Origin of the sequence: Maridesulfovibrio sp., assembly GCF_963678865.1 — a bacterium.
Classification (GTDB): Bacteria; Desulfobacterota; Desulfovibrionia; order Desulfovibrionales; family Desulfovibrionaceae; genus Maridesulfovibrio.
Genome location: NZ_OY787459.1, coordinates 3,970,818 through 3,987,098 on the forward strand (window position 1 = coordinate 3,970,818; position 16,281 = coordinate 3,987,098).

Below are 16,281 nucleotides of genomic sequence, written 5' to 3' on the forward strand. Positions count from 1 at the left end.
GGGGGCCTAGATGGCTGGAAGCATGAATAAAGTAATTTTGGTAGGACGTATCGGGCAGGACCCGAAACTTTCATACACAACATCCGGTCAGGCCTTTGCCAACCTTTCTGTAGCCACCGATGAAGGCTACAAGGACCGTAATACAGGGCAGCGGGTTGATAAGACCGAATGGCATCGTGTTACCGCTTGGAGACACACTGCCGAATTTGTGGGCAAGTATCTTTCCAAAGGCAGCCTTGTCCTGGTCGAGGGTAAATTGCAGACCCGTAAGTGGCAGGACCAGAACGGTCAGGACCGCTACACCACTGAGATTGTCGCCAATAACATTCAGGGTCTGGAAGGCCGCCAGAATGCAGGCGGCTATCAGGGCCAGCAGCAGGGCGGATACCAGCAGCAACCTCAAGGCGGCGGGCAGTACAATAACCAGCAGCAGGGTGGCGGCTATCAGGGTCAGCCTCAGCAGCAGTACAATAATCAGCCGCAACAGCAGGGTGGCGGTTTTCCGGATGATGAAGACCTCGGTCCCGCGTTCCCTTCCGAAGCAAGCGGAATGGATGAAGTGCCGTTCTAAAGCCCATAGTTAAAATGACAGTTTCTCCAGCTTGGATTGGGCTGGAGTATCAGATTTCAGGGAGTGGTTTTCAACCGCTCCCTTTTTTTATGCGGTCCGGGTCCGGGCAGGGGAATGCTCCGTAGAAAATATCAATGACACAATGCTTAATTACGTGGTATTATGTAAAAACTGTAGGTGGTTCTGCAGAATTCAGAAAAAGTTATAAGAGCCACGAAAGGCTGCTGCCTGTGGTGTGAAGCAAATATATGCCGGGTGATTATGAAAAATTATAATACAGGACGTCAGTCAAGATATCTAATGGTTGTTTCCATGACGCTTTTGCCTGTTTTGTCACTGGTCTTAATCACAATTTTTTTCTTTTTCCATCCTATTTTTGCAAAAATGGAATTTATTGCAGATACGGTATATGAAGAAATTCGTCCGATAAGGGGTCTGCAGATGGCTTTAATCGTTTCCATGATGGCACCCAATGATTTTTTACTTCATGGAAATATGGAAGAAAAGAAAATTTGGGAGCAGTCTAAAGACGAGGTGGACCATTATTTCATAATGCTGATTAATAATCCTGCATATGCTGCTGAAAAAAGAAAGTTACTTCTACTCAGGGAGGAGTGGGATAAGTGTATCCTTCTGGGGGATCAACTTTTTCAGGTAAAAGATTCAGGGGTGGTTTTCAAGAGCGCGGCAGATTTGATGGAGAAGTTTGATCTAAGTGTAGAGACGCTTGCAGGTGACTTGGATAGTTTTGCCACATACAGGGAGAGTGCGGTACGTTCTGCATACCATACGATTCATGCTCTTAAAACTAAAACAATTATTGCTACGTTGGGAGCAATTCTGCTGGGATTGATTTCAGGTATTTTTGGAAGTATCTGGCTTGCAAAAAGCAGAAGAAAAATGCTTGAATTCATGACAAAGGATGCCCTCACCGGAGCATATAACAGGCGGGCTTTGGATGATGCTTTGCATATATTGAATGAGGATAAGATTGCTTTTTCGGTTTTACTTTTGGATATTGATAATTTTAAGTCAATAAATGATATGCACGGACACGATGCGGGAGATTCTGTGCTTAGATCTTTTGTTGAAGGAACGCAAAATGTTTTACGCACCGATGATCTCTTTGGGAGATATGGCGGTGAAGAGTTTTTGATATTGTTATACGATACCAACCTTAATCATGCAGCTGTTCTTGCAGAAAGAATCAGGAGATCGGTTGAGTTGACCCCGGTTTTTATCCCTTCGTCAGGAGCGCACCTTTCATTGACTGTTAGTATCGGGTGCGCTGCAAGTGATGGTCTTATTCCAAGTGAGGAGGTTGTCAGGAAAGCGGATAAAGCCATGTATATGGCCAAACAGTCTGGGCGAAATCAGGTTAGACTTGCTGAATGACAGTAATTGTTGTGGAAGAATTTGCGTCTATAAGATAGTTGCTTTTATAAAAGAAAACTCCCCGAGATCGTTGAGGTATCGGGGAGTTTTCAGTTTGAATTTTTCTGTGGTTTTGCAGTGCGGTTTACAGGGCATCCACTCCTGATTCCCCTGTTCTGATCCTGACCACCTCTTCCACCGGTGATATGAAAATTTTGCCGTCACCGACCTGACCGGTGCGGGCGGTTTCAGTTACAGCTTCCAGTACCTCGTGTACAATGTCTTCATCAATCACGACTTCAATTTTGATTTTGGGCAGAAAGTCCACCTGATATTCGGCTCCGCGGTATATTTCCTTATGCCCTCCCTGGCGTCCAAATCCTTTCACATCGGAGACAGTCATACCTTTGATGCCTATCTTGCTCAGGCATTCTTTTATTTCTTCCAACTTGAAAGGTCTGATAATGATTTCAACTTTTTTCATTGCTTGCTCCGTTTTTTTGTGTGGAAATTAGTTCTGGTATGCGCTTTCGCTGTGCTCGCTGGTGTCCATGCCTTCTTCTTCAGCTTTCAGGTCCAGACGCAGCGGTGAGACGGCATTGATTACTTTGAGCAGCACATAGCTGATAATCAGGGTGTAGCTGCCGACAATGAAAATACCTTTGAACTGCGAGATCAGCAAGTTGATGTTGCCGTGGATGAGTCCGTCAGCCCCTCCGGGATTGATTGCTGTGGAGGCGAATATGCCGAGGCAGATTGTTCCGGCCAGCCCGCCAACACCATGGATGCCGACGACGTCAAGGCTGTCGTCATAACCCATGCGGGATTTAGCCATGACTGCTCCATAGCAGATAAGTCCTCCGAGCAGGCCTATAATTACAGCTGAGTTGGGGCTGACGAAGCCTGCTGCCGGGGTGATGGTGGCAAGGCCGGCGATAGCTCCCGAAGCAGCACCAAGCGAAGTCGGCTTGCCGCTGTGAAGCCATTCTATTCCGCACCATGCAGCCATCCCGACCATACCTGCGATGTGGGTAGCCACAAATGCTCCTCCAGCTATCCCGTCCGCTGCAAGGGCGCTGCCTCCATTAAATCCAAACCAGCCAAACCAGAGCAAACCTGTTCCAAGCAGGGTCATGGGCAGGTTGTGAGGGATGAACATACGTTTGCCGTATCCTGTGCGGGGGCCGATAAAGATGCAGGCTACAAGTGCTGCTACGCCGCAGGTCAGGTGGACAACCAGCCCCCCTGCAAAGTCGAGCACGCCCATTTCAGCAAGGAAGCCTCCTCCCCAGATCCAGTGGCAGACCGGGTTGTAGACCAGAATGGACCAGAGCAGGCTGAAAACAATAAACGGTGCGAACCTTACGCGCTCGGCAAAGGCTCCGGTAATCAGCGCCGGAGTGATTACTGCAAACATGCATTGGTAGATCATGAATACTATCTCGGGGATGGTGGTAGCGTATGTTTCACTCGGGGCGGCGGTGACTCCGTTCAGGGCAAAATGAGACATGCTGCCGATGAATCCTCCTATGTCCGGTCCGAAAGACATCGTGTAACCGAGATATATCCATTCAACGCTGATCACCGAGATCATGATGAAGCTTTGCATAATGGTTCCAAGTACGTTTTTGCTGCGGACCATTCCGGCATAAAAAAGCGCAAGTCCAGGGGTCATCAGCAGGACAAGTGCTGCTGAAACGAGAATGAACGCAGTATCTCCGGTATTTATCATTTGTGCGACTCCTTGCTTCGATAGTGGGGCTGGTACAAAATTTTTGATGTTTTTAACAAAACTGTCATGTGACAATGATTCAAATTTGTAGCTAACTACAAAAAGGTAACATTTGTGTCAAATATTTTTATTTGGATGTCTGGTAAGGGGAGGAAATGGTTAATTTTAAGTTTGAAGGATAAAGATAGGGTATGAATTGATCTAAAATATGAAAAAAAGGACGTGAAAAGATGTTTTGAGTAGCAAACTACAAAAATGTAGTATTTATAAGACTGAATTTGTGAAAAAATAAAATGAAAATGTGTGTTTTTGTCTGAGATGGTAATCCGAATCGCAACACAAGTTGGTTGCTTACCGGGGCAGGTCAGGAAACATTTTTTTTACAATGGTCGAAGCTTCCTGTGTGGCCATTATTGCTCCGAATTCACTGGTGAATGGTTTCAAGTCGTCAATAAGCCGGGGCAGATCTTCTATACAGGCCCTTGCCGGAGTGAATGGGGGATTGGACGATTTCCGGGCAGTACTATTGGATGCTGGGCGAGATTCAGGCACTTCGGGCACTGTCGTTGGCTGCGGTGCCGGTGATGTCTGATATATGTGGCAGGTAAGTTTCCATGCGACCTGCAGGTCGCGGTATGCATAGCGGTACTCTTTTAACGAAGTATAGGCCTGTCCACGGAGCATGAAGGCCTGTGCTTTTTCCACTTCAGAGTAGTCCGAATCAATAATGTCGGTAAGTTTGTTTACTGCTGCGTCGTATTCCTGATGACGGGTGTATTCCTGTGCCTGCTCAATGGGTTTGTAAAAAAAAGAGCATCCGGTTGCAGCCAGCAGTAAAAGACAGCCCAATGGGATGGTCATAATGCGAAATATCTGCACAGATCCTATTCTCATGATATAATAGTATCGCACAGCCTGATGCCGTATGTCTACGGGGTAGAATGCACAGGTTTATCTCCTCTGTTGAGTGTAACAAGAGTTGCAATTTGATCTTTCTGGTCTTCTTTAAGATCCAGAAATTTTACGTGAAAACCGCAGGAGCAATGAGCTGAGCTTTGTTCTTTCCGAATTCCGGTAAAAAAAGGTAACCTGTTTTTGAGGGAGTATATCTTCAAGTAGAGGAAACTATTGCCTCCAAGGTCGGCCTCGGTGTGAAAGGAACAACCATTTGCTGAAATATGGTGGATTGTTCCATTGACGCTCTGAGCCATGGCCGGATCGTCCTCCAGACTGATTTCAACCGCGAGACTGACATTGATCGGGCATGTCGCACCCTGGATAGAGCATTTTCGGGTCATGCAGGTGCAGATAAATTTTTCATGGTCGTCGAGAAAAACAGGTTGTTTGTGCTTTTCAACAGTGCGTATTGTCGGGACTCCCGATGAAATTGTCAGTACCCGGTTTCTGTCGCAACATGGAGTACGCATTACTTTTCGGACATCAAGGATAGTTCCGGAATAATTTTTTTCCAGCAGTGCGTGGCAGAATTCAGTCGGGCATGAGCAGAAATCCAGCTTAATATAGTTTGACAAATTCGAATTGGCATATTGCTCAGGATTATCCGTGTAGATAATTACCTGATTGAGTTGCTGGCTCATTTTCTACGCTCCTTATAGCTTGTCCGTAATAAGTAATCACGGGAGAAATCTGTTCACCTGCAGGCCGGAACAGGTGCCGGAGACGGACTTTCCCACAGATGATCAAGTGGATAAGTCTGGTCAGATTTCTTCCCGTGAAATATTTTACAATCAATGCCTGTTACCCAACAAAATCATAGTGGCAGGGTGGCACGGCAATGTGCATATCCGCATCGATTTCCGGTACATGAAAGAGAAAGTAAAGGTGCTGTGAAGGCGGGGCGATGAATAAGTTACCGTTCATATGTTTTTTGATGATTCCTTCTGGAAGGCCGTGCATGGCTGCCAGTTTTTTGATGCCTAAACCGATCAGGATCATTGCTTCCCGTTTGAAGTGGACTTCAAAGAGGGAGATTCTGAGTGCTTCACGGTGATTGAGCATAACTTCTTCTGAGCATCCGCACATTGAATCGGGAATAAACATTTCGTCCTCCAATTATTCTTTTTGAAATTGAATTTCAGTATCAATTAAGCTTGGGATAATTGTTTGTCAACAATTAATAAAAGTTTTTGACCCAAAGTATGTTTTGATGGCTGGTGGCTACGGTCCCGGGCAGGAGGCTTCATTCTGGAGTGTGTTTGAAAATTTTTATAGGGTTGGCGGCTGTCAGTAAAAGCGAGGATTGATAAATTATCGTGGTTGTTCATCTGCTTTCTCCTTATAAATTGAAAGCCCGGAACCACTCAGTGGTTCCGGGCTCATTAAATCACAGGGAGATATTTGGTTGTTACGGTTGCATTAAATTTCGAACAACATTTCAAGATCGTCACGGGTGAGCGATTTGAGAGCGGATTGGCCTGGAATAATGGCGTCCGCAACGTTCTTCTTCATTTCCTGCAGGCCGAGGATTTTTTCCTCGACAGTGTTCTGGCAGATCATCTTGTAGGCAAATACCTGACGTTTCTGACCGATACGGTGGGTACGGTCAGTGGCCTGATTTTCCACTGCCGGGTTCCACCACGGATCGTAGTGGATAACGTAGTCTGCAGAAGTCAGGTTCAGGCCGGTCCCCCCGGCTTTCAGGGAGATCAGGAAGATGGGGATATCCGGGCTATCGTTAAAGCGGTCCACCTGGTCGAAACGGTCCTTGCTGGAGCCGTCGAGATAGGCAAAGGGGATGTCCTTAATGGTCAGCCATGAGCGGATCACGTGCAGCATCTGTACGAACTGTGAGAAGACCAGAACTTTGTGTCCGCCTTCGACAATATCAAAGATAAGGTCCTTGAAAGCGTCGAATTTACCTGAAGGCAGGTTGGTGGACAGTCCGGGCATATCCAGTTTCAGTAAGCGCGGATGGCAGCAGATCTGGCGCAGCTTGAGCAGAGCGTCGAGAATGGACATCTGGCTCTTGGCCATGCCTTTTTCGTCCACATCCTTGAGAACCTGATCTTTGAGGCGTTTGGCAAGGGCATTGTAAAGCTCGCGCTGTTCTTCAATGAGTTCGCAGTAATGCACAGTCTCAATCTTGGGCGGCAGATCTTTGGCCACTTCGGACTTGGTACGGCGCAGGATGAACGGTTTCACCCTTGTGCGCAGGTAATTGAGAGTCTCTTCGTCACCATCCTTGATGGGTTTGACAATTCCCCTCTGGAACGCATGCTGTGAACTGAGGAAGCCGGGCATGAGGAACTCGAAAAGGGACCAGAGCTCAAAGAGGTTGTTTTCAATGGGCGTACCGGAAAGGCAGAGGCGCATATCGCTCTTGAGTTTGCGCACCGACTTGGCGGTGATGGTGTTCGGGTTCTTGATGTTCTGTGCTTCGTCAAGAATCACGGAAGTATATTCGTGCTTGAGCAACTCTTCAAGATCCCTGCGCAGCAATGCGTATGTAGTTATTACGATTGTGGAATCAGGAATTTTCTTGAACAGGTCCTCGCGCCTTGATCCGTAAATAGTCAACAGGGGCAGGTGCGGGCAGAATTTCTGCGCTTCACGTTCCCAGTTGGGCATGACCGAGGTCGGTACGATGATCAGGTTAGGTCCGGTTATGCCCCTCTCGTGCAGGGACAGAATGAAAGACAGGGTCTGGATGGTTTTACCGAGACCCATTTCATCAGCAAGAATACCACCGAATTTGTAGTCGCGCAGGAAGTTCAGGTAGCTCAAGCCCTGAACCTGATATGGACGCAGGGTTGCATTCAGTGCCTTGGGCTGGTTGATCATCTTGATTTCATCAAAATTATGAATCTTCTCGCGCAGTTTAACGAAATGTTCGTCGGTCTTGGCATCGGGAAGGTCTTCAATGATCTTGTCCAGCACGGGAGTTTCGTATTGCTCGAACTGCTGCCTTGGAGGCTGTTCGGGGTCGTACCCTAGGGCCTTGAGTTTGTGGCTGAGTTTTTTGAGCCACGATTCCGGCAGGCTGGTGTATGAACCGTCCTTGAGCTGTACGTAACGTTTGCCCTGACTCCATGCTTCCCAGATTTTATCGATGGGTACACGCTGGTCATCATATTCGACAGTGATATCGAGGTTGAACCACTTGTTTTCTTCATCGGTTTCGACTTCGGCAACAATCTGCGGAGAAGTGAGCCTTACCTTGTAACGGGTCAGGTTCTTTTCACCGTAGATGCGGTATGCTTCAACCAACTGCGGATAATGGTCCAGCAGGAAGGTTATGGCAGCTTCCTGCTCCATGAACCAGATGGAGTTGTTACGCGGCTGGAAACCCATGTCGCGCAGCTCTGCGAAAAGCTGGGCCTCCTCGTCCTGAGCACGTCGTACAAGGTAGGATTTATCACCGTCCTTGTAGCTCCCGGTCTGCAGGTCGGGGTTGGGCTCGCCCATGGAAATTTCCCCATGCTCGGTCTCGTAAATATTGTCGACCCTGATGGTCAGCAGTGAGCCTTCCTCATTGAGGTAGAGCTTGGGATTGAACGTAGCCGGAACAAAGAACGGCTGCATCTTCTCAAGGAATTCCTCATGGTCATGCAGGTCGGAAACCGGAATCTGGGTCCAGACACGGTCTAGGAATTCCGGGATATCCGCAGGGGGGATAACCGGATTCTGTATGCGCATTTCCTGCACAAGCTTGGGCGCAAGGGTGGTCTGGACCGGGTAGAAACCCTGTTTCCAGTATACCCAGAGCGGCAGTCTGCCGTAGAAAAACACCTCATCATCATCCATGATGGAGAATGGCGGTTTTCCTTCATCGGAAAGCAGGATGTCGAAGGAGAGCCCTTCCTCGGAAAGTTCCGGGGAGAGTTTCAACTGCATAGTCCTGCTTTCAATACGAATGGGAATATCCGTGTCGCGCAGGAACATGTAATATTCATCTTTGATGGCAGTGAAAAACCATGCATGCAGGCCGGAGGGAATTTCCACCCGGTGTCCCCGGTAATCAAGGTAATGGCCTATTTGCTCGGCTACATGTGGCAGGCTGGGTGAAGTTTCACTCCATTCCGGCTTTTCGATTACATTCTGCAGTTCTATTTCATTCTGCACTTGCGAAAGTCCGGATTTGTTCTGCCGGGCTCTGAAAAAGGCTACCTGCAATCTTTCCGGTTCCGGGTACATGCGGTAAATTATATAATGTTTGCCTGCTTCCGGTTCCAGTTCAGTGGCAAAGAAAGAACGGAAATTCTGGCGCCAGTCGGCCTGTTTCTGGCTTTCGGCTTTTTCTTCTTCCGAATCAAGAGAAAGAAGCAGTTTCAGTGCGGCTGCACCCACGTGTTTGCATACACCGGAAAATGATTCCGGGCAGTTGCAGTAATAGTTAATGCTTTCCTCAGCCAGGTTAAGACCCAGTTCCGAGGAATAAATTTGAAAATCATCGCCTTGAATGGAGGCATCAACATCCCAGTATCTTTCGCGTTTTTTCAGATCAAGCTTCTGGACCCCGTCAGAGTTTACGATCATACGCGAACCTTCCAGAATGTATTCCGGGACGGTTCCTGAGATAAATGATTTAAGAATTGATTTTACTACAGCTTCTTCGTTTTGAGACATGATAACGTTTTCCCCAAACTGTAACTTGCCTTAGTTGTTATGTTTTATTTAGAGGCAGATGTTTTATTTTTAAAATTATCTAGCGTCAGGCCTTTTATGCTGAATCCGTAAAGTAAAAAGCGGTCAGGGTCAATCTGTAACGCTCAGTAGCTTGGCTTTTACTCCACAATAGTCCATACTGTTTATATTATCAATGTAGTTGGCTTAATGGAAGATTTTTATTCAAAAAAATAAGGATAACATGAACAGATTTATTTTAGCCGCAGTGATGATTACTTGTCTGGCTTTCCTTTCTGCCTGCGATCAGGGAGGCGGACAGCATACCGGTGAAAAGGCTGAACCGGAAACGTCTTCTGCCTCGGTTGCTGAAAATATTGTCGATTCCAAGCCTGTATACGGCGGCAGGTATACTGAACCCACACTGGCAGAACCCATGTGTTTGATTTCCGCTCTTTCTTCTGATTCTGCAAGCCATGAGGTCGCCAGCAAGATATTTGTTTCAGCGCTTAAATACAACAAAGATATCGAACTTGTTCCCTATGCTGCCGAATCTTTCGAAGTGCTGGAAGGAGGGAAACTGCTTAAGTTCAAGCTCCGGGAAGACATCCGCTGGACAGATGGAGAGCCTCTTACTGCCGAAGATGTCGAGTTTACATATAATATGATGATTGACCCTAAGACTCCCACCGCTTATGCCGGGGATTTTAAAAATATCAAAGAGTTCAAGCGGACCGGGAAGTACACGTTTGAAGTGCGTTATGATAAAATTTTTGCCCGTTCCCTTATTACCTGGGCTTCAGATATTCTGCCGAAACATATTCTGGAAGGTGAAGACCTGAATACCACCAAATACAGGCGTAATCCTGTGGGAGCCGGACCTTACAAGCTTAAGGAGTGGATTCCCGGCCGAAGATTGATACTTGAGGCTAACGAGGATTATTTTGAGGGTCGTCCGTACATTGATGAACTTGTATACCGGGTCATACCTGATATTTCCACGCAGTTTCTTGAGCTGAAAAGCGGCAGCCTCGACAGCATGGGGCTGACTCCGCAGCAATATCTTTTCCAGACCAAGGGAGGGAATTGGGACCGTAATTTTCAGAAATTCAAGTACCTGTCCTTTTCTTATTCCTATCTCGGATTTAATATGGAAAGCCCCTTTTTTAAAGACCTGCGGGTGCGCAGGGCCATTAACTATGCAATTGATAAGGAAGAAATTGTAAAAGGTGTGCTTTTCGGTCTTGGGTATCCGGCCATGGGGCCTTATAAACCCGGGACATGGGTATATAATGATAAGCTCAAGCCTTATGGCTATCATCCGGAAAAAGCAAAAGCTCTGCTCAAAGAGGCCGGCTGGGTCGATACAGACGGTGACGGGATTCTTGACCGTGACGGTAAGCCTTTTTCTTTTTCCGTTATTATTAATCAGGGAAATTCCTTGCGTATTAAGTCCGCAACAATTATTCAAAACCGTCTGAGGGATGTCGGAATCGAAGTGAAAATCAGGACTGTTGAGTGGGCGGCTTTTTTAAAAGAATTTATTGACACCGGCCGTTTTGATGCCACTATCTTAGGGTGGAACATCCTGCAGGATCCCGATATTTATTCTGTCTGGCATTCATCCAAGGCTGTTCCCGGCGGACTGAATTTTATCAAATATAAAAACGATGAGCTTGACGAGTTGCTCGATAAAGGCCGTTCCACTCTGGATCAGTCCGAACGCAAGGTCATTTATGACCGGGTTCAGGAGATCATGCATGAAGAACAACCTTATTGCTTTCTTTACGTTCCAATGGCTTTGCCAATATACAGTAGTAGAATTCAAGGTCTGAAAGTGGAGCCAGCTGGTCTGGGCTATAATGCAGACTGGTGGTGGATTCCCACTCAATTACAGAAGAAACCGAGTTTACAGCAGTAATTATGATACGCATTAATGAAATCACTGACATTGTCAGTTCCTATATCGACGATCCCGATCTGGATTTGATCCAGAGGGCTTACGTCTTTTCCGCACGGGCTCATGAAGGACAGGTGCGTCTTTCAGGTGAACCTTATCTTGCCCACCCGCTGCATGTGGCTAAAATTCTTGCTGATATGCGTCTTGATGAACCCACCGTTGCCGCCGGGCTTTTGCACGATACGGTTGAGGATACCGACACAACCATTGATGAGATCGCAGATCTTTTCGGTGAAGAGGTGGCGGATATTGTTGACGGTGTGACCAAGATCAGCATGATGGATTTTGAGTCCAAGGCCATCGCCAAGGCCGAGAACATCCGTAAGATGATTCTGGCCATGGCTGAAGATATCCGCGTACTCATGGTTAAGCTTGCCGACCGCCTGCACAACATGCGTACCCTTGATTTTCAGAAGAGCTACAAGCAGTTGCTTATAGCTCAGGAAACCATGGATATCTATTCTCCCCTTGCCAACAGGCTCGGCCTGTACATGGTCAAGCGTGACCTTGAAGACCTCTGTCTCTACTACCTTAAGCCGGACGTTTATCAGGATATCACCGACGGTCTGGAGCGCCAGCATACCATAGGCAAGGAATACGTTGACAACGTTATCGGGCTGCTGAACGGAATTCTGGACAGCAATCAGATAAAGGGCACCATTTACGGACGAACCAAGCATATTTTCAGCATCCATAATAAAATGCAGCGTCAGAACCTGAGCCTTGATCAGGTCCATGATATCATTGCATTCAGGGTCATCGTGGAATCCGTGAAGGATTGTTATTCTGTGCTTGGTCTGGTCCATTCCATGTGGAAGCCTGTTTCCGGCAAGTTCAAGGATTATATTTCCATTCCCAAGGCCAATATGTACCAGTCCCTGCACACCACCGTTATCGGGCCGGAGGGTGAGCGCATCGAGATCCAGATTAGGACCGAAGAGATGCAGCAGGTTGCGGAGTACGGTGTTGCCGCCCATTGGCAGTATAAGGAATCCGGTAGAAGTGATTCCAAGCAGAACCGTGATGCCGAGCGTTTTTCATGGCTGCGTCAGATTATGGATTGGCAGCGTGAGCTTGAGGACCCCCGTGAGTTTATGGCTTCGCTCCGGTTCGATCTCTTTAACGATGAGGTTTATATTTTCACCCCTGCCGGGGAGATTAAGGAGCTTCCGGATGGAGCTTCTCCCGTGGATTTTGCCTATTCCATTCATACCGAAGTCGGTAACCATTGTACCGGGGCCAAAGTCAACGGGCGTATGGTTCCGCTTAACTCCGTGCTTAAAAACGGTGATACCGTTGAGGTTTTTACCGACAAGAAACGCAAGCCCAGCCGGGATTGGCTCAAGTTTGTAAAAACAGCCAAGGCCCGGACCCGCATCAAGCATTACATCCGGACAGAAGAAAGGACCCGTTCCATCATCCTTGCCAAGGAGTTGCTTGAGAAGGAAGGCCGGCGCATGAATATCAATGTACCCAAGGCCATGAAAGACGGCTATTTTGTCATGCTGGCGGATGAGTTCAATTTCAGCAGTGTAGACGATCTGCTTTCCAATATCGGCTATTCGCGTATTACTCCGCGCAAGGTTTTGGGCCGTCTATACGCGGTTATCAATGAAATAGAGGGTACCGGCGAAGAGCTTCCCAAACAGGAACCGCATCATACAGTCGAAGGGGATAAGGGCAAAAACGCTGCCAATTCCATTGATATTGAAGGCGTGGATAATGTCCTGATCCGTTTTGCCGGATGCTGCACTCCGCTTCCGGGTGAGCCGATCATCGGCTACATCAGCCGTGGGCGCGGGGTGATCATTCATTCAGCAACCTGCCCCAATATCAAGAATCTTGAGGAAGAAAGATTACTCAATGTTTCATGGACCGGAGGGCAGGAAGAATCCCATCATCCGGCACAGATTCGTATCCGGTGCAGGAACCGCAAGGGCCTGTTGGCAAAAATATGTACCGTGCTTACTGAAATGGACGTGAACATTGATTCCGGTGAATTCAAATCCGACCTCGACGGCAGTTCCGTGCTTGAATTCACAGTGGAAGTCATCGATCTCGGTCACCTCCACCGTTCCCTGAATAAGCTCAAGACCATTGAACATGTGCTGGAAGCTACTAGGTTGAGTTAGGTGGCGTAGTGGAGAATAGCGATCTTAAGCCCATAGAAAAGTGGGATTCATTTTTTATCGACTGGCAGACAATGCGTTCTCTCGAGTATGATCGTTGGGAGGAATTTTTTTCGCTTTTCAATGAAGCCGATAAGGACCGTAAGTCGTGTCGGTTAGATCTGAATGAGCGTGTGCAGGACTTAGAATCCTTTTTTACTGATTTTGATTGTAAGCATAAAAACTTTCTCGCAGCAGGTAATGCCATCGACATTTGGAACGTTGCCGGGATCAAAAGGCGCGAGCTGCCTAATACTTCTATATTGGCGTGGCTTTGGGATTGTCGAGGGGATCACGGTCAGGGGGATGCTTTTTTAAAGAATTTTATGAGCCTAGTGTATGAAAAATACAAGGACTCCCTCCCTCCGTGTTTTCCTTGTTGCGAACTGCCTGAAAGATACATAACCCGTACTGAAATATGCCCCGGAATAGATAACCAAAGTCGGGTTGATATTGAAATTCTGGGCAGTGGACTTCAGCTTTTTGTTGAGGTGAAGATTGATGCAGCTGAAACTGGTAATCAGCTCAGCCGTTATCTCGATATAATCGAGATGCGTAGAGAAAAGGAGAGAGGTGTTATCTATCTGACTCCCGGTGGTAAGTCTCCAGATGATCAAAGTCTTAAGTCTGTTGTTCCCGTAAGTTGGAAAGATGTAGCTTTAAGTTTGGAAAGAACTCTTACCGGACTTAATATTAAAAATTCCATGTGTCATTTTATGGTCAGTCAATTTAGTGAATATGTAAGGTCCTTTTAGGTTAAATTATGAAGTATTCTAATGAATTATGCCGGCTGGTTGCTAATAACATTGAAATTCTTGAAGAAGCTCCAAGTGTGCTTTCGGATATCGAATCAAAGATGTTCAAGGCTATGAATAAAAGGATTAAAGAGCGGATTGAGAATGCAGGTGATTGGAAAGGGGTGTATGATTACTATACAAACGATAAATATAATGAAACAAGCTTTGCTCCTTTGTCTTGGCCGAATAATGCAGAAGAAAATTATGCAGCGTTTTTTACCTTAAGCCTTTTTGACGAAGAAGATTCGTATTGGGTGTCTGTTTTTTTCGGTTTGAAGAATTCCAGCATGTGTTTCAATGTGGGGTTTGACGCAAATTACTTTTCGTTAACAGATTCAGAGTTAAAAGTTAAAGTTAATGAGTTTTTTGCCAATCATAATGAGTTATCGCAGCGCGGTTTTAGGTTGATTTATCCCACCTCTAAATACTGTCGCTTAAGCAGGGGATTTAGTTTTGATCGTAATAAGTTTATTGAGGAACTTCCTGCTTGGGATGAAACTTTTGATCCGCTGGACAAGGCACTAGATGATGTTCTTGCCAGTGTGCCTCTGATTGAAAAATTTATTGATGAGCTCAAAAACTGATTTTTTTATAGCTTGAATAAATCAAATTAAACCTCCCGCTGAACAGGATTCAGGGGGAGGTTTTTTACATTTCGGCAATGATGGCTGCTGTCGTTTTTACTTCAATAATGATTGGAGCGTACAGTTCCGACCAGACGAAATTATGATGTTTAATGATTGTTGAGGCATTGAGGTAGGGTTTGTCTGCCGTGGTGTGTGCATCTGAGGCTACTTGTATTTTGTAGCCCATACTTGCAGCCTGCCGGACAGTTGTATCGATACAGAAATCCGTACAGCAACCGGTGATGATAAGTTCGTCAGCACCGGCGTCAGTAAGTTTTTTTGCAAGATCGGTTTTGCAGAAAGAATCGCAGCAGACCTTTTCTACCGTCACGTCAGTGGGCCGGAAATCAAGTTCGTCAAGAATCTGCCAGCCATCCGAGTCCCGTCCTAGTCCATCTTCCTCATTATTGTGGCGGATAAATATTACGGGGATATTTTTGTCCCGCGCTTCTCCGGTGAGTAAATTTATTCTGCTGACTACTCCTTCTGTATCGTAGCGGTTTCCCGTTGCAAACAGTGCTTTCTGCATGTCTATGACCAGTAGTGCTTTCATGTGATTGTCCTTCCTGTAGGTTGAAATAAGCCGGATTCACGTTTTTTTAGTTTGCTTTAAGGAAGAAGAAAAGCTTTGTCTTCATATTAATGTAAATGCTCAAATAACTCTGTAAAATTATTATTCAAAAGTTTTAAACGATCAATTTAAACAAAAAATTTAAACAAACGTTTGACTTTGTGCAGGATGGTGTTTAGTTCTGTCCTTGTAAAGAATGAAGAAATCTCAGGTGAAAGGATCAGATATGACACAACATCCCAGAGGAAAGACGAATAAAGCCCGTGGCGAAGAAACTCGCCAGAAGCTTGTTGAAGTGGGCTTGAGGCTATTTGCCATGAACGGCTTCAACGGCGTGAGCATGCGCAGCCTTGCTTCGGAGGCGGAGGTGAATCTGGCAACAGTCGGCTATCATTTCGGTGGTAAGCAAGGGCTTTACGAAGCTGTCATCCATGAGATTATCCGTTTTCGTGATGAAGTTATGCCCGGTGAGGATGCTGTACGGGAACAGCTTGCCCGGTTCGAAGCCGGGGAAATAAACAAGGAAGATCTGGTCTCATGGTTTTTTCGTTCCCAGATGCAGGGTATTCTCAGTGATCCCACAAGCCTTTGGGGGGTTATGCTGCTTAACCGCGAGTTGGCTGATCCGAGTGATTCATATCAGTTGCTTGATAGTGAATTTTTTACTCCATCCATTGATTCAATGGTTTTGCTGCTCAAGGCTGCAATGCCGGAAGAGACTTCGTACACCGAGGTTATGGCGGTAGGGTTGGCTTTGATTGGCATAGTTCTCAAGTTTGTTATGCCCAAAGTTTTTACCGACCGTGTGGGCTGGGACGAGATAACTCCGGAACGAGTTGAGGAACTTATTGAAATTTTGTCCAGAAGGGCAGTAGCTTTTGTCTGCTGTTAGGAGGCAT

Annotated in this window: 15 protein-coding genes; 7 read left to right on the forward strand and 8 right to left on the reverse strand. The window is 46.5% G+C overall.

Annotated elements, in window-relative coordinates; genetic code table 11:
• Positions 1-10: 10 nt before the first annotated feature.
• Complete coding sequence (locus tag ACKU41_RS18095; RefSeq protein ID WP_319778887.1) at positions 11-571, forward strand: single-stranded DNA-binding protein; 561 nt, start codon at positions 11-13, stop codon at positions 569-571.
• A 261-nt stretch (positions 572-832) separates the two neighbouring features.
• On the forward strand, positions 833-1,966 hold the full coding sequence (locus ACKU41_RS18100; RefSeq protein WP_321402804.1) for a GGDEF domain-containing protein: 1,134 nt from the start codon (positions 833-835) through the stop codon (positions 1,964-1,966).
• 124 nt (positions 1,967-2,090) lie between these two features.
• Here the strand turns inward: ACKU41_RS18100 and ACKU41_RS18105 are convergent, their stop codons facing one another.
• From ACKU41_RS18105 to ACKU41_RS18135, 7 genes are all read right to left on the reverse strand, one after another.
• Entirely contained in the window at positions 2,091-2,429 is a 339-nt protein-coding gene (locus ACKU41_RS18105; RefSeq protein WP_319778890.1) for a P-II family nitrogen regulator, read from the reverse strand.
• 27 nt (positions 2,430-2,456) lie between these two features.
• Positions 2,457-3,677, reverse strand: coding sequence for an ammonium transporter (locus ACKU41_RS18110; protein WP_319778892.1), 1,221 nt, complete (start codon positions 3,675-3,677; stop codon positions 2,457-2,459).
• Positions 3,678-4,028: 351 nt separating this feature from the next.
• Positions 4,029-4,556, reverse strand: coding sequence for a tetratricopeptide repeat protein (locus ACKU41_RS18115; protein ID WP_321402808.1), 528 nt, complete (start codon positions 4,554-4,556; stop codon positions 4,029-4,031).
• 50 nt (positions 4,557-4,606) lie between these two features.
• Positions 4,607-5,275, reverse strand: a complete 669-nt coding sequence (locus tag ACKU41_RS18120) for a PilZ domain-containing protein (protein ID WP_321402810.1) — start codon at positions 5,273-5,275, stop codon at positions 4,607-4,609.
• Between the two features lie 160 nt (positions 5,276-5,435).
• Positions 5,436-5,738, reverse strand: coding sequence for a hypothetical protein (locus tag ACKU41_RS18125; RefSeq protein WP_319778895.1), 303 nt, complete (start codon positions 5,736-5,738; stop codon positions 5,436-5,438).
• A gap of 44 nt (positions 5,739-5,782) precedes the next feature.
• On the reverse strand, positions 5,783-5,962 hold the full coding sequence (locus ACKU41_RS18130) for a hypothetical protein (RefSeq protein WP_321402811.1): 180 nt from the start codon (positions 5,960-5,962) through the stop codon (positions 5,783-5,785).
• Between the two features lie 91 nt (positions 5,963-6,053).
• Positions 6,054-9,263, reverse strand: a complete 3,210-nt coding sequence (locus tag ACKU41_RS18135; RefSeq protein ID WP_321402813.1) for a DEAD/DEAH box helicase — start codon at positions 9,261-9,263, stop codon at positions 6,054-6,056.
• A gap of 241 nt (positions 9,264-9,504) precedes the next feature.
• Here ACKU41_RS18135 and ACKU41_RS18140 point away from each other — a divergent pair, with 241 nt between their 5' ends.
• From ACKU41_RS18140 to ACKU41_RS18155, 4 genes are read left to right on the forward strand one after another with little or no spacing between them, the layout of a single operon-like run.
• Positions 9,505-11,181: a peptide-binding protein gene (locus tag ACKU41_RS18140; protein ID WP_321402816.1), complete on the forward strand. Its 1,677-nt coding sequence runs from the start codon at positions 9,505-9,507 to the stop codon at positions 11,179-11,181.
• A gap of 2 nt (positions 11,182-11,183) precedes the next feature.
• Complete coding sequence (locus ACKU41_RS18145; protein ID WP_321402818.1) at positions 11,184-13,352, forward strand: bifunctional (p)ppGpp synthetase/guanosine-3',5'-bis(diphosphate) 3'-pyrophosphohydrolase; 2,169 nt, start codon at positions 11,184-11,186, stop codon at positions 13,350-13,352.
• Between the two features lie 8 nt (positions 13,353-13,360).
• Positions 13,361-14,143: a PD-(D/E)XK nuclease family protein gene (locus ACKU41_RS18150; protein WP_321402820.1), complete on the forward strand. Its 783-nt coding sequence runs from the start codon at positions 13,361-13,363 to the stop codon at positions 14,141-14,143.
• 8 nt (positions 14,144-14,151) lie between these two features.
• Positions 14,152-14,769: a hypothetical protein gene (locus tag ACKU41_RS18155; RefSeq protein ID WP_321402823.1), complete on the forward strand. Its 618-nt coding sequence runs from the start codon at positions 14,152-14,154 to the stop codon at positions 14,767-14,769.
• A 64-nt stretch (positions 14,770-14,833) separates the two neighbouring features.
• Here ACKU41_RS18155 and ACKU41_RS18160 read toward each other — a convergent pair whose 3' ends face one another.
• Positions 14,834-15,364, reverse strand: a complete 531-nt coding sequence (locus ACKU41_RS18160; RefSeq protein WP_321402825.1) for an isochorismatase family protein — start codon at positions 15,362-15,364, stop codon at positions 14,834-14,836.
• A gap of 244 nt (positions 15,365-15,608) precedes the next feature.
• On the opposite strand from ACKU41_RS18160, the gene ACKU41_RS18165 reads away from it, so the two are divergent.
• Entirely contained in the window at positions 15,609-16,274 is a 666-nt protein-coding gene (locus ACKU41_RS18165; protein WP_321402827.1) for a CerR family C-terminal domain-containing protein, read from the forward strand.
• The last annotated feature ends 7 nt before the right edge of the window (positions 16,275-16,281 follow it).

What these genes read in the sequence shown, in the direction of transcription:
- ACKU41_RS18125 (WP_319778895.1), bottom strand. Translation starts at nt 5,738, where the DNA reads ATGTTTATTCCCGATTCAATGTGCGGATGCTCAGAAGAAGTTATGCTC.
- ACKU41_RS18110 (WP_319778892.1), bottom strand. Translation starts at nt 3,677, where the DNA reads ATGATAAATACCGGAGATACTGCGTTCATTCTCGTTTCAGCAGCACTT.
- ACKU41_RS18120 (WP_321402810.1), bottom strand. Translation starts at nt 5,275, where the DNA reads ATGAGCCAGCAACTCAATCAGGTAATTATCTACACGGATAATCCTGAG.
- ACKU41_RS18160 (WP_321402825.1), bottom strand. Translation starts at nt 15,364, where the DNA reads ATGAAAGCACTACTGGTCATAGACATGCAGAAAGCACTGTTTGCAACG.
- ACKU41_RS18165 (WP_321402827.1), top strand. Translation starts at nt 15,609, where the DNA reads ATGACACAACATCCCAGAGGAAAGACGAATAAAGCCCGTGGCGAAGAA.
- ACKU41_RS18100 (WP_321402804.1), top strand. Translation starts at nt 833, where the DNA reads ATGAAAAATTATAATACAGGACGTCAGTCAAGATATCTAATGGTTGTT.
- ACKU41_RS18155 (WP_321402823.1), top strand. Translation starts at nt 14,152, where the DNA reads ATGAAGTATTCTAATGAATTATGCCGGCTGGTTGCTAATAACATTGAA.
- ACKU41_RS18130 (WP_321402811.1), bottom strand. Translation starts at nt 5,962, where the DNA reads ATGAACAACCACGATAATTTATCAATCCTCGCTTTTACTGACAGCCGC.
- ACKU41_RS18105 (WP_319778890.1), bottom strand. Translation starts at nt 2,429, where the DNA reads ATGAAAAAAGTTGAAATCATTATCAGACCTTTCAAGTTGGAAGAAATA.
- ACKU41_RS18145 (WP_321402818.1), top strand. Translation starts at nt 11,184, where the DNA reads ATGATACGCATTAATGAAATCACTGACATTGTCAGTTCCTATATCGAC.
- ACKU41_RS18095 (WP_319778887.1), top strand. Translation starts at nt 11, where the DNA reads ATGGCTGGAAGCATGAATAAAGTAATTTTGGTAGGACGTATCGGGCAG.
- ACKU41_RS18135 (WP_321402813.1), bottom strand. Translation starts at nt 9,263, where the DNA reads ATGTCTCAAAACGAAGAAGCTGTAGTAAAATCAATTCTTAAATCATTT.
- ACKU41_RS18140 (WP_321402816.1), top strand. Translation starts at nt 9,505, where the DNA reads ATGAACAGATTTATTTTAGCCGCAGTGATGATTACTTGTCTGGCTTTC.